General features: G+C 62.4%; 13 protein-coding genes and 1 pseudogene. 10 read left to right on the top strand and 4 right to left on the bottom strand.

Annotated features, from left to right (window positions below):
* Positions 1-172: 172 nt before the first annotated feature.
* Both MOP87_RS03775 and MOP87_RS03770 read left to right on the top strand, forming a co-directional pair.
* Positions 173-928 carry a GNAT family N-acyltransferase gene (locus MOP87_RS03775; RefSeq protein ID WP_196129060.1) on the top strand — a complete coding sequence of 252 codons (756 nt, stop codon included), beginning with the start codon at positions 173-175 and terminating at the stop codon, positions 926-928.
* Positions 925-1716, top strand: coding sequence for a lysophospholipid acyltransferase family protein (locus tag MOP87_RS03770; RefSeq protein ID WP_059183298.1), 792 nt, complete (start codon positions 925-927; stop codon positions 1714-1716). The genes MOP87_RS03775 and MOP87_RS03770 overlap by 4 nt, the downstream gene beginning before the upstream one ends.
* Before the next feature lie 14 nt (positions 1717-1730).
* On the opposite strand, the gene MOP87_RS03765 is transcribed toward MOP87_RS03770, so the two are convergent.
* Positions 1731-2327 carry an ACP phosphodiesterase gene (locus MOP87_RS03765; RefSeq protein ID WP_027914515.1) on the bottom strand — a complete coding sequence of 199 codons (597 nt, stop codon included), beginning with the start codon at positions 2325-2327 and terminating at the stop codon, positions 1731-1733.
* 145 nt (positions 2328-2472) lie between these two features.
* Between MOP87_RS03765 and MOP87_RS03760 the strand changes: the two are divergent.
* A pseudogene (locus tag MOP87_RS03760) lies at positions 2473-2774 on the top strand (metalloregulator ArsR/SmtB family transcription factor).
* Between the two features lie 16 nt (positions 2775-2790).
* Entirely contained in the window at positions 2791-3840 is a 1050-nt protein-coding gene (locus tag MOP87_RS03755; RefSeq protein ID WP_027914514.1) for an alkene reductase, read from the top strand.
* A 42-nt stretch (positions 3841-3882) separates the two neighbouring features.
* Here the strand turns inward: MOP87_RS03755 and MOP87_RS03750 are convergent, their stop codons facing one another.
* The 3 genes from MOP87_RS03750 to MOP87_RS03740 all read right to left on the bottom strand — a co-directional run bounded on the left by MOP87_RS03750 (position 3883) and on the right by MOP87_RS03740 (position 6732).
* Positions 3883-4710, bottom strand: a complete 828-nt coding sequence (locus MOP87_RS03750) for a hypothetical protein (RefSeq protein WP_028687212.1) — start codon at positions 4708-4710, stop codon at positions 3883-3885.
* Between the two features lie 85 nt (positions 4711-4795).
* Entirely contained in the window at positions 4796-5791 is a 996-nt protein-coding gene (locus tag MOP87_RS03745) for an NAD-dependent epimerase/dehydratase family protein (protein ID WP_125921914.1), read from the bottom strand.
* A gap of 50 nt (positions 5792-5841) precedes the next feature.
* On the bottom strand, positions 5842-6732 hold the full coding sequence (locus tag MOP87_RS03740; RefSeq protein WP_027914511.1) for a LysR family transcriptional regulator ArgP: 891 nt from the start codon (positions 6730-6732) through the stop codon (positions 5842-5844).
* 91 nt (positions 6733-6823) lie between these two features.
* On the opposite strand from MOP87_RS03740, the gene MOP87_RS03735 reads away from it, so the two are divergent.
* From MOP87_RS03735 to MOP87_RS03710, 6 genes are all read left to right on the top strand, one after another.
* Positions 6824-7423 carry a LysE/ArgO family amino acid transporter gene (locus tag MOP87_RS03735; RefSeq protein ID WP_027914510.1) on the top strand — a complete coding sequence of 200 codons (600 nt, stop codon included), beginning with the start codon at positions 6824-6826 and terminating at the stop codon, positions 7421-7423.
* 251 nt (positions 7424-7674) lie between these two features.
* The gene (locus MOP87_RS03730) at positions 7675-8271 is read left to right on the top strand and encodes a Fe-Mn family superoxide dismutase (RefSeq protein ID WP_110607299.1); all 597 of its coding nucleotides are present in this window, start codon (positions 7675-7677) and stop codon (positions 8269-8271) included.
* A gap of 233 nt (positions 8272-8504) precedes the next feature.
* A complete protein-coding gene (locus tag MOP87_RS03725; RefSeq protein WP_059183299.1) occupies positions 8505-10559 on the top strand; it encodes a GGDEF domain-containing phosphodiesterase in 2055 nt (684 codons plus the stop codon).
* Between the two features lie 151 nt (positions 10560-10710).
* Positions 10711-12048 (top strand): imelysin family protein, encoded by a 1338-nt coding sequence (locus MOP87_RS03720; protein ID WP_027914507.1) that lies wholly within the window; start codon positions 10711-10713, stop codon positions 12046-12048.
* Positions 12049-12185: 137 nt separating this feature from the next.
* The gene (locus MOP87_RS03715) at positions 12186-12668 is read left to right on the top strand and encodes a hypothetical protein (protein ID WP_027914506.1); all 483 of its coding nucleotides are present in this window, start codon (positions 12186-12188) and stop codon (positions 12666-12668) included.
* A 12-nt stretch (positions 12669-12680) separates the two neighbouring features.
* Positions 12681-13067, top strand: coding sequence for a hypothetical protein (locus MOP87_RS03710; RefSeq protein ID WP_027914505.1), 387 nt, complete (start codon positions 12681-12683; stop codon positions 13065-13067).
* Positions 13068-13120 lie beyond the last annotated feature (53 nt).

Genomic DNA, 13120 nt, shown 5'->3' with positions numbered 1-13120 from the left:
CGCGCAGGTCTTTGGCACAGCAAGCGCCAGCACGTTCGCCGCCACGCCCAACGGGCGGTTCATGCAAGCATCATCGAACCTTCATCGCCGTGACATCCCATGTTTCTAGCCTGAACGTGCACATAAACGCCTACCGGCCACCTTTGCATGGCTGGTTTTATGGAGACTCGTAATGACGCGAATCGCTCATGTTGCCGACACCTGCACCGGACACCGCCTGCACGCCGAGCGCCTGATGGGTCACGCCGCGTTGCAGGAGGCCCAGGCCCTGCGCTATCAGGTCTTCAGCGAAGCGTTCGAGGCAAGGTTCAAGGGCGCTGAGCACGGCCTGGATCAGGACGAATTTGACGCGCACTGCCGCCATATCGGCGTACGCGATGTCACCACTGGACGACTGGTGGCCACCACCCGCCTGCTCGACCACGAGGCGGCCAGCAGCCTGGGTCGCTTCTACAGCGAGGAAGGGTTCCGCCTGCAGGGGCTGCTGCAACTTCAGGGCCCTATCCTAGAAGTGGGGCGCACCTGCGTGGCCGCGCCGTACCGCAACGGCGGCACCATTGCTACGCTCTGGAGTGAGCTGGCCGAAGTACTCAACGAAGGCGGTTATCGCTACCTGATGGGTTGCGCCAGCATCTCGATGCAGGACGGCGGGGTGCAGGCGCATGCGGTCATGCAGCGCCTGCGCGAACGCCACCTGTGCACCCAGGATCTGCGTGCCGAACCCCGCAAACCGCTGCCACCGCTGACGTTGCCGGATAACGTGAGCGCCCAGATGCCGGCCTTGCTCAAGGCCTACATGCGCCTGGGCGCCAAGGTCTGTGGCGAACCGTGCTGGGATGAAGACTTCCAGGTCGCCGATGTGTTCATCCTGCTCAAGCGCGAGGCGCTGTGCCCGCGCTACGCCCGTCACTTCAAGGCCGCTGTGTGAGGGGCCGTCTGCGGCAGGTGGGGCGCCTGGCTCACGTGCTGCTGGTGGTGGCGCTGGGGCTGCTGATGGCCAGCCTGCTCGTCATCGGGCGGCACCTTGGCATCAAAGCGTCGCTCGCGCGCCGGCAACGCTGGACACGGCTGTTCATGCGGCGCTTGGTGGCAGCACTGCCGTTCGACGTCTGCGTGACGGGGAAGCTGCCGAGCAGCCCCATGCTGTGGGTCAGCAACCACGTGTCCTGGACCGACATCCCACTGTTGGGCATGCTAGCCCCTGTGTCATTTCTGTCCAAGGCCGAGGTCCGGCACTGGCCGCTTGCCGGGTGGTTAGCCGAGCAGGCAGGCACCTTGTTCATCAAGCGCGGTGCCAGCGATGGCCAGCAGCTGCGCGTGCACATCGGTCAGCGGTTGGTCACAGGTCACCCCCTGTTGCTGTTTCCCGAAGGCACTACCACCGACGGGCACCAGCTCGGGACGTTCCATGGGCGCCTGCTGGCGGCAGCCATCGACCAGGGCATCGCCGTGCAACCGGTGGCAATCCAATACCAGCGGCGGGGCCAGATCGACCCCTTTGCACCCTTCGTGGGAGATGACGATCTGCTGTCACACCTGCTGCGGTTGCTCGCGCAACCTCGCGGTCAAGTGCGCATTCACCTGCTCGAGCCACTGGCAAGTCATGGCAAGGGCCGCACGCTGCTGGGGCTCCAGGCCCAGCGTTCGATCCATCAGGCGCTCTACGGCACACCAGAGCCACCGGCACTACGCAGGCAGTGTGCGACTGCTGCCTGAATGCAGCAGATCCGTCAATCAACGCACGGGCTGGCCTGTGCCCGATGACTGGCAGCGAACGCTTGTACCAGCGGGTAGAATTCGCGGAAATCATCGAGCAACGGCACGTACAGGCGATCAAGCTCGTCCATGACCCCTACCAGGCCTTCAGGCCGCGACAAGCGCCGGGCGATCCCGGCAAACACCTGCTCCAGCGTGGCAAAGTCAGCATACGAGCCCAGCCAATCAGACTGCGCCATGGACGGCGCGATGTGGGCCAACCGGCCCGGCAGGGCGGGCTCGGCTAACAGCACCTGATAGAACGCCTGGGTGAACTGACGCAGCGGCTGGCGCCCATACTCGGGCCAGTGCCGCGCCAGGCAGTGGTCGAAAAAGACGTCCAGAGCGATCCCCGCAAACCGCCGCCGCACCCGCGCAAAGCGCGCCAGGGAAGCGAGCACCACAGGGTGGGCGTCGGTGAAACTGTCGATGTGTCGATGCAGTCGGATGGACGCTTCGAGCTGCGGCGGGAACCGCCCTTCCAGCGAACCTTTGACGAAGTCCCCGTAGAGGCTGCCCAGCAATTGCTGCGGAGCCGACCCTCCCAGGTGCAGGTGTGCAAGATAATTCATGGCGCCAGTCTATCACTTGCTCGGGACATATCGCCGCCGAGCGATATACCGTCTGGCTACTCGCTCGGAACACTTGAATCTTTGTATATCGCAAAATCACGATGTAGGGTTCGCGCTGACCCGATGCACCGCTGCGAGATGAGCCATGCCGCTTGACCTGGACGACATCATGAAAGCCCTCGCCCACCCAATGAGGCGGGAAATACTCGGCTGGTTGAAAACGCCAGCAGCCCAGTTTCTCGAGCAGGTCCACAGTACTGACCAAGGGGTTTGTGCCGGCAGATCGAGCGGCGCTGCGGGTTGTCCCAATCGACTGTGTCGGCGCACCTGGCGATCCTGCAGCGAGCAGGCCTGGTCATCCGCCAGAAAATCGGCCAATGGCACTTGTTCAAGCGCAACGAAGTCATCATCGAAGCATTGCTCGAACAATTGCGCGACTCCCTTTGACTTTCAGGTATACGTCATGACCACGCTATTCGATCCAATCACCCTGGGCGATCTGGAACTGCCCAATCGTATCATCATGGCCCCACTCACCCGTTGCCGCGCAGACGCCGGCCGCGTGCCGAATGCACTGATGGCCGAGTACTACGTACAACGCGCCAGTGCCGGTCTGATCATCAGTGAGGCGACGTCGGTCAGCCCCATGGGCGTGGGCTACCCGGACACACCGGGCATCTGGAGTGCTGAACAGGTCAGGGGCTGGACCCACGTCACCCATGCCGTGCATGCCGCAGGCGGCCGAATCTTCTTGCAGCTGTGGCACGTGGGCCGCATTTCCCATCCACGCTACCTCGATGGCCAGTTGCCGGTCGCACCCAGTGCCATCCAGCCCAAGGGGCACGTGAGTCTGGTTCGCCCGCTCAGCGACTACCCCACGCCTCGGGCCCTGGATACCGAAGAGATTAGCGACATCGTCGAGGCCTTCCGCACTGGCGCCGAAAACGCCAAGGCCGCAGGCTTTGACGGTGTCGAGATCCATGGCGCCAACGGCTATCTGCTCGACCAGTTCCTGCAAAGCAGCACCAACCAGCGCACCGACGCGTACGGCGGCTCGCTGGAAAACCGGGCGCGCCTGCTGTTGGAGGTCACCGATGCCGTAGTCCAGGTATGGGGGGCGCAGCGCGTTGGGATGCACCTGGCGCCGCGCGCCGATGCCCATGACATGGGCGATGCCGACCGTACCCAGACCTTCACGTATGTGGCGCGAGCGCTGGGCAAGCGGGGCATTGCCTTCATCTGCTCACGGGAGCGGGAGCGCGACGACAGCCTGGGCCCTGCCCTCAAAGACGCATTTGGTGGCGTCTATATCGTCAACGAAGGTTTCGACAAAGCCAGTGCCAATGCGGCCCTGGCCGATGGCAAAGCCGATGCCGTGGCCTTTGGTGTGCCGTTCATCGCCAACCCGGACCTGCCTGCACGCCTGGCTGACGATGCCCCACTGAACGAAGCTCATCCGGAAACGTTCTATGGCCAGGGACCGGTGGGGTATATCGACTACCCACGCCTGTAAGGCCTGAGACAGGGGCCAGGACCCGGCCCCTGCCCTTCCCAGTCATGGCCTGGCGTTGATCTGCTGTTGCAGGTTCTGCAGCTGGCTCTGGACGTTGTTCAGGTTACGGGTCATCTGACCACGAAACGCGTCGAACTCCTGCACCGATGCGCCCCCGCCGGCCGCCGTGTTCGGGCGGTTGTCCAGCTGGCTTTTGAGCACCAGCACATCCTGCTGCAGGCTTTCGATGGCGGCCGTGGGATTGCCTTGTTTTTTCAGCGCGGCCACCTCCTCGCTCAGACTCTTGAGTTGCCCGTCGAGCTTGCCCCCATCGACCTGGCCCGACTTGAGCGCTGCCAACTCGCCGTTCACCGCCTTCAACTGTGCCTGCAACTGCGTTTGCAGCTCGGTGACCGCTCTTTGCTGTTCACGGGTGTCCGCCAGGACCTGCTCCAGGCGCTTGCCCAGGTCCCCGGCCTGGCCCGCTACACCTGCCTGCTGCTTGCCTTGCTCGGCCAGACTGGCCTGCAACTGACTGATCTGCTGTTTGAGGGCTTCACTGCCACTGTTGCTGGACGACGCGCTGGCTTCGACCTTGCCGCTGATTGCCTGCAAACGCCCTGCCGCGTCTTCGCTGATGCGCGCGAAGCTCTCCTGAGTGGCGACCAGCTGCTGCTCCATCAGGGAGATCTGCCGATAGCTCCACCATCCCAGACAGCCCAGGGCGATGAACGCGGCCACCAGCATCGCCCACAATGGGCCGGTGCTCGGCGCCCTGGCCGCTTGACGGCGACTGCGCGAGACATGAGCTGGCAGCAACTCATCGTCATCCTGCGTCCCTGCGCGCAAGGCCGGTACATCATCGAAATCATCGCGAGCATCAAAGCGCATGAGCATCCCACCCCACAGGTTGCAAATAAGCCGGATTATAAACCGCGCGCGCAGCCCGGTGATGCCCGACGTCGAGCTGAACGCTTTACCGGCCAGGCGGCTGGTGTTTCCACCACGTGCAGAATTCATCCAATGCCGCCCATACGCTGGTGGTGGGCTGATAGTCCAGGTACTGACTGGCGCGGGTGATGTCCAGGGTGAAATCGCGACTCATCACCTGCATGGCCAGGCGTGACAGCGTAGGCTCCGGCCGCCCCGGCCACAGGGTGCACGCTGCCTCGTTGAGCGCGGCCAAGCCGTAGGCCAGCCCATAACCTCGGTAGCGGGTGACCTGAGGGAGCTGAAGCTGGCGCAGGACATAGTTGATCACATCCCACAGCGGCAAGGGCTGGCCATTGCTGATGTTGTACGCTTGCCCAAGCGCGCGCCCGTCCGCGAACACTGCGCTGTACAGCGCCTCGTTCAGGTTGTGAACACTGGTGAAGTCGACTTTGTTCAAGCCGTTGCCGATGATCGCCAGCCTGCCTTTGCGTTGCAGGTGCACCAGCCGCGGCAGCAGGCTCGTATCGCCTGCGCCGATGACGAAACGTGGGCGCAGCGCCAACACTTCGAGGCCGAACTCCTGGGCGCCGAACACCTTCTGTTCGGCAATGAACTTGGTCCTGGCGTAGTGATTGGCAAACCGGCCGGGCACCTGATCCTCGCCAATGGCCACGCGTGAACGGCCATTGAAGTAGATCGAAGGCGATGACAGGTGCACGAGGCGACGCACGTGTTCCTTCAGGCAGCCTTCGACGACGTTCTCGGTCACCACCACGTTGCCCTGGGCAAACGCCTGATAGGTTCCCCAGTGCCCCACTGCACCGGCGCAATGCACCACGGCCTCGACGCCCTGGCACAGGCGCCGGGCCAGCTCCGCGTCGCCAAGGTCGCCCGGAATGAACTGCGCGCCACGCCGCACCAGGTGCTCCACACCTTCGGCGCGCCGGCCACTGACCCGCACATCCAGCCCCCGCTCCAGGGCCAGCCGCGCAAAACGCCCGCCGATGAAGCCACTTGCGCCAGTGACCAGAATTCGCATGTAACACTCCGCCTTGCCTGATGTTCAGAAGCCTTTGACGCCCTTAGGCGCTACAACGGCACCAGCCAGTGCCGGGCGCTGTGGCGCAGGTGGTCGGTCAGCTGTGCCAGCAGTTGCCCGCCGTTACGCCAATGATGCCAGTACAACGGTACATCGATCGGGGTATCGCTGCAGATTTCCACCAATTGGCCGCTGGCCAGTTGCTCGCGGGCCTGCAACTCGGGCACCAGCCCCCAGCCCAACCCCGCTTCGGTCATGCGCAAAAAGCCTTCGGATGAGGGGCATAAATGATGCAGAAAACCGTCCTGCATGCCCAAAGAGGCCAGGTAGCGGTGCTGCAGGAAATCGTCGGGGCCGTAGACGATCGCGGGCGTGCGGGCCAGGCGACGGGCATCGAATCCCTGGGCAAAATGCTGCTTCATGAAGGCAGGGCTGGCCAAGGCCCGATAGCGCATCGCCCCCAGCGCCAGACTGCGCGCGCCGGCCACTGGGCGTTCGCTGCCGCACAGGCAGGCGGCCACGTCGCCGGCGCGCATGCGCTTGAGGCCCACTTCCTGGTCCTCGACCACCAAATCGGTAAGCACCTTGTGCTCGGCGCAGAATTGCCCCACGGCGCCGGCCCACCAAGTGGCCAGGCTATCGGCATTGAGCGCGATGCGCAGACGCTCCGGCATGCCCCCGTCTTCGAGCGCGGGTACCTGACGCTGCAGGTCGCGCTCAAGCAGGCGTACCTGCTGCACATGGTTGAGCAACTGCCGGCCTACCTCCGTTGGGCCAGGCGGCGCGATGCGAACCAGTACCGGCTGCCCCACGCGCGCCTCCAGCAGCTTGATGCGCTGCGACACGGCCGATTGAGACAGGCCCAGCACCTGCGCGGCACGCTCGAAACCGCCTTGCTCGACGACAGCAGCAAGCGCCGCGAGCAACTTGTAGTCGAACATCGATTTTCCTAATGCCCAGTGAGCTTTATTGATTTTTCTTATAACCCGCAACTTGTCACACTGGCCAGCATCTTTCGAGGAGTCGTCTTCCATGTGGCAGAGTTATCTCAATGGCCTGCTGGTCGCCCTGGGCCTGATCATGGCCATCGGCACGCAGAACGCATTCGTCCTGGCGCAAAGCCTGCGCCGCGAGCATCACTTGCCGGTGGCAGCGCTGTGCATCCTGTGTGATGCCCTGCTGGTCGCCGCAGGTGTGTTCGGCCTTGCCACGGCCCTGGCCCATAACCCGACGCTGCTGAGCGTTGCCCGCTGGGGGGGCGCGGTGTTCCTCATCTGGTACGGGGCCAAGGCGCTTCGCAGCGTCTTTTCCGACCAGAGCCTGCAGCACCAGCAGGGCCAAGGCATGCGCTCACGGCGCGCCGTGCTGCTCAGTGCCCTGGCGGTCACCTTGCTCAACCCCCACGTTTACCTCGACACCGTGCTGCTGATCGGCTCGCTCGGGGCCCAGCAGACGGCGCCGGGCGCCTACGTGGCCGGGGCTGCCAGTGCTTCGCTGCTGTGGTTCTCGACCCTGGCGATCGGGGCGGCCTGGTTGGCGCCCTGGCTGGCACGGCCAGGCACCTGGCGACTGCTGGACCTGATGGTGGCCGTGATGATGTTCGCCGTGGCAGCGCAACTGATCTTCAACTGATCGTACGGGCTCGTGGGTGCCAACGGGCGACTTACCTGCCTGTCCGGTCTGGAAACGACTGCCACCGGTCGCTGCCCGCCAAGGCGCCTGGAACCTCTAATCCCTATGTTTGTTGCGTGGTTATGCGCCAAGGCTTGGTGCTATGATCCAGCCCTTGCGTCGCAAAGAGTACAAACTCGCCGACGCACATAGGGCCGCCCGTGATCGGCCCTGCGCAAACCGCGAACTAGACCTGAATCAGGAGATCTACCATGGCTTTTGAATTGCCGCCGCTGCCCTACGCCCACGATGCCCTGCAGCCGCACATCTCCAAGGAAACCCTGGAGTATCACCACGACAAGCACCACAACACCTATGTCGTGAACCTGAACAACCTGGTCCCGGGCACCGAATTCGAAGGCAAGACCCTCGAAGAGATCGTCAACTCTTCGTCGGGCGGCATCTTCAACAACGCCGCTCAAGTGTGGAACCACACCTTCTACTGGAACTGCCTGTCGCCAAACGGCGGCGGCCAGCCGACCGGCGCCCTGGCAGAAGCCATCAACACCGCTTTCGGTTCCTTCGACAAGTTCAAGGAAGAGTTCACCAAGACGTCCGTCGGCACCTTCGGTTCCGGCTGGGGCTGGCTGGTCAAGAAAACTGATGGTTCCCTGGCGCTGGCCAGCACCATCGGTGCCGGCAACCCGCTGACCAGCGGCGATACCCCGCTGTTGACCTGCGATGTCTGGGAACACGCCTATTACATCGACTACCGCAACCTGCGTCCGAAGTATGTCGAGGCGTTCTGGAACCTCGTCAACTGGGCCTTCGTGGCCGAGCAGTTCGAAGGCAAGACCTTCAAGGCCTGAGCCTCGTAACGCTCTGAGAGCCCGGCACGTGCCGGGCTTTTTTATGCCTGCTGTTCGGCGATGTGGCACTTGCTCAGTGTGCATAGCGCGCTAACATCAAACTTCCGGTTTCTTGACGAGGCCCACTCAAGTTACCCAGGGCTTCAACCGATACACTGCTAATGACCCTCCCGTAGTGAAAGGTCGTGATTGATGGCAAAATAATGTCATTTGCATGGATTAAGGAACCTCCCTTGAAGCTGGAATTGCGTAACAGCTTGTCGGTCAAGTTGCTAAGGGTCGTGCTCCTGGCGGCGCTAGCGGTCGGCGTCGTGCTCAGCTGTGCGCAAATCGTCTATGACACCTACAAGACACGCCAGGCCGTCAACAATGACGCCCAGCGTATTCTCGACATGTTCCGCGATCCTTCCACACAGGCGGTCTACAGCCTGGACCGAGAAATGGGCATGCAGGTCATGGAAGGCCTGTTTCAGGACGAGTCGGTTCGAATGGCCTCCATCGGCCACCCCAACGAGACGATGCTGGCAGAAAAGTCCCGACCCTTGCAGGACATGCCCCTGCGTTGGCTCACCGACCTGATTCTTGGCCAGGAGCGTAGCTACTCCACGCAGCTGGTAGGCCGGGGGCCCTACAGTGAATATTACGGCGACCTCAACATCACCCTCGATACGGCGGCCTATGGCGAAGACTTTCTGATCAATGCCGTGATCATCTTCATCTCCGGCGTGCTTCGAGCGCTTGCCATGGGGCTGGTGCTGTACCTGGTCTACCACTGGCTGTTGACCAAGCCACTCTCCAAAATCATCGAACACCTCACCCAGATCAATCCGGATCGCCCCAGCCAGCATCAGATCCCACTGATCAAAGGCCATGAGAAGAACGAGCTCGGCCTTTGGGTGAACACCGCCAACCAGTTGCTGGCATCGATCGAGCGCAATACCCATCTGCGCCATGAGGCCGAGAACAGTCTGCAGCGCATGGCCCAGTACGATTTCCTCACCGGCCTGCCCAATCGCCAGCAACTGCAGCAGCAACTGGACAAGATTCTGGTGGACGGTGGGCGCCTGCAACACCGGGTGGCCGTGCTATGCGTAGGCCTGGATGATTTCAAGGGCATCAACGAGCAGTTCACCTACCAGGTAGGCGACCAGTTGCTGCTGGCCTTGGCCGATCGTCTGAGGGCCCACAGCGGTCGACTGGGCGCGCTGGCGCGGCTGGGGGGCGACCAGTTCGCGCTGGTGCAGGCCAACATCGAACAGCCCTACGAAGCGGCAGAGCTTGCGCAAAGCATCCTGGATGACCTGGAAGTGCCCTTCGACCTGGACCACCACCAGCAGATCCGGCTGCGCGCAACCATTGGCATCACCCTGTTCCCGGAAGACGGCGACAGCACCGAAAAACTCCTGCAAAAAGCCGAGCAGACCATGACCCTGGCCAAGGCGCGCTCACGCAATCGCTACCAGTTCTATATCGCGAGCGTGGACACCGAGATGCGTCGGCGCCGTGAGCTGGAAAAGGACCTGCGCGAGGCCCTGCCACGCAACCAGCTGTACCTGGTGTATCAACCCCAGATCAGCTATCGCGATCATCGCGTTGTAGGGGTCGAGGCGCTGTTGCGCTGGCAGCATCCGGAACTGGGCATGGTGCCGCCCGATCAGTTCATACCGCTGGCCGAACAGAACGGCAGCATCATCGGGATCGGCGAGTGGGTGCTCGACCAGGCCTGCCGGCAATTGCGCGAATGGCACGACCTGGGCTTCAGCGAACTGCGCATGGCGGTCAACCTGTCCACCGTCCAACTTCACCACAGCGAACTGCCGCGGGTGGTGAACAATTTGCTCCAGGCCTATCGCCTGCCCCCGCGCAGCCTGGAACTGGAGGTGACCGAGACTGGCCTGATGGAGGACATCAGCACCGCGGCCCAACACCTGCTGAGCCTGCGCCGCTCGGGCGCCCTGATCGCCATCGACGACTTCGGGACCGGGTACTCGTCATTGAGCTACCTCAAGTCCTTGCCCCTGGACAAGATCAAGATCGACAAGAGCTTCGTGCAGGACCTGCTCGATGACGACGATGACGCGACCATTGTGCGCGCCATCATCCAGTTGGGCAAAAGCCTGGGCATGCAGGTCATTGCCGAAGGCGTGGAAACCGCCGAACAGGAAGCCTACATCATTGCCCAAGGTTGTCACGAGGGCCAGGGCTACCACTACAGCAAACCGTTGTCGGCCCGGGAACTGACCAGCTTCCTCAGGCAGGCCCAGCGCAATCAGGTTTCCGTGCTCTGAGTGCACAGATGACACGTCGTGACCTGCTTTTACATGAATCGCAGGCTGGACCCTTTACAGCAAATGCAAATCTTTCGCATGATGTGTCGGTTCAACGTGCCATCGCGCACGGTTCATCCATGGTCCAACCACACGACGCAGGAAACCAACAATGATTCGAACGCCCCTGGCCTCTGCCAGTCTGCTGGCCATTGCCATCGCTCTCGCCGGTTGCGGTGAAGGCAAGGACGACAAGACCGCCGCGCCGCAAGCCCAGGCGCCCGCTGCCGCCAGCACCCCTGCAGCAACGCCGGGGGCTGTCGACGAAGCCGCTGCCAAGGCCGTGGTCAAGCACTACGCCGAGATGGTCCATGCCGTGTACAGCGACTCGCTGAGCACCGCCAAAACCCTGCAGAGCGCCGTGGACGCATTCCTCGCCACGCCCAACGATCAGACGCTCAAGGCCGCCAGGGACGCCTGGGTCGCTGCGCGCGTGCCATACCTGCAAAGCGAAGTGTTCCGCTTCGGCAACACCATCATCGACGACTGGGAAGGCCAGGTGAACGCCTGGCCCCTGGACGAAGGCCTGATCGACTACGTCGACACCAGCTATGAGCACGCCCTGGGCAACCCGGCAGCCAGTGCCAATATCATCGCCAACACCGAGATCCAGGTGGGCGAAGAGAAGATCGACGTCAAGGACATCACCCCGGAGAAGCTGGCCAGCCTCAACGAGTTGGGCGGCTCCGAAGCCAACGTCGCCACCGGCTACCACGCCATCGAATTCCTGCTATGGGGCCAGGACCTGAACGGTACCGGCCCAGGTGCGGGTAACCGTCCGGCGTCGGACTACCTCGAAGGCCAGGGTGCCACGGGTGGTCACAACGACCGCCGCCGTGCCTACCTCAAGGCCGTCACCGACCTGCTGGTCGCCGATCTCGACGAGATGGTTGCCAACTGGGCGCCGAACGTGACCGACAACTATCGCGCCAAGCTCGAAGCCGAGCCTGCCACCGACGGCTTGCGCAAGATGCTGTTCGGCATGGGCAGCCTGTCGCTCGGTGAGCTGGCCGGTGAGCGCATGAAGGTGTCCCTGGAGGCGAACTCGCCCGAGGACGAACACGACTGCTTCAGCGACAATACTCACTACTCGCATTTCTACGATGCCAAGGGCATTCGCAACGTCTATCTGGGCGAGTACACCCGCCCCGATGGCACCAAGCTGACCGGGCCTAGCCTGTCGTCACTGGTGGCCAAGGCCGACCCTGCCGCCGATGCGACCTTGCGCGCAGACCTGGAAGCCACCGAAGCGAAGATCCAGGTGATCGTCGATCACGCCCTCAAAGGCGAGCACTACGACCAACTGATCGCTGCCGACAACACCGCCGGCAATCAGATCGTGCGTGATGCGATTGCAGCCCTGGTCAAGCAGACCGGTGCCATCGAACAGGCAGCCGGCAAACTGGGTATCGACAACCTGAACCCTGACACAGCCGACCACGAGTTCTGATCCCACCCTTGTGCAGCACCCGACGCCCGGCCTAGAGCCGGGCGTTTTCATGTCTGCGGCAGCGCTTCCCGCTGCCTGGCAGGCCGATGATCGACCACCCTGTACGCATCATTCAATCGCCAACAGGGAGGCAGCCAATGCTGCAGATTCTCGATGTCTGGGGAGAGGGCCGGATCGTGCAGCGCGCTGAAGGCGCGAACCTGATCACAGGATTTCACAACGCCTATAACCTCAACAAAGCAGGGCAGCGCATCTCCAACGGCCCATTTGCTGGCGGGCCGATTCCCAACTTGATCCTGGTGTATGAGTACGACGCGCCCAAGTTCCCGATCGACGATCACTCCGTCCCGCATGTCACCCTCATGGGCGCGCCGATCACCCACACGGTGGCCGAGGAAATGTGCCGTGTATTGGCAGGGTCAGGCAAGGTCTACCTGTACGACCCCAACGAAAGCGACCGACGACTGTTCGAAGCCGTGGCTCACGAGTATGGCCTGCAACCCTTGGGTCGCTTCGATCCAGCCACCCTCGAACCGCCCTTCAATGAAATCACCTTGCTCGCGGCCTACGTATACCGCGCCCCGAGCGCCCCCTTGCCACGTCCGAGTACTCATCCATAAAGGAGATACACCATGGCCAGCGTCACCTACCTGCGTTCCATTGCCAACAACACGCCTTATACCCTGACTTTGGTTGACGGAGAGAGCCGTAGCCAAAGCCTGGCAATTGGCGCCCAGCACGCCTGGAACGGCTCGCTCGCGGTACCTTGGATCGGTAAATCCAAAGAGAACTACAAGGCGCTGCGCTTGATTCTGGGGCCAGGTGCAGAGACCAACATCTGGGTTTTTCAGGATTACTGGCAGCCCGCCCACAAGGATGTAGTGAAATACCTGACCGCCTCGTCCATGGAATACACCAGCGAAGAAGTGATGGAGGTCCCGGGCGATAATCATGAAGGCGGTAGCAAGAACCTCATCGTCAGCCTGGTCAATCGCCAGTTCAAACTCTTCATGGCATAAGCACCTGCCAAGACGATTTCATCCAGCAAACGCAAATTGCTCTTATTCAATGA

The sequence above is a fragment of the Pseudomonas sp. I3-I5 genome, from assembly GCF_022699445.1.
GTDB classification, from domain to species: domain Bacteria; phylum Pseudomonadota; class Gammaproteobacteria; order Pseudomonadales; family Pseudomonadaceae; genus Aquipseudomonas; species Aquipseudomonas fulva.
The sequence above is the reverse complement of the archived record's forward strand: the minus strand, read 5'-3'. Positions and strand labels throughout refer to the sequence as shown.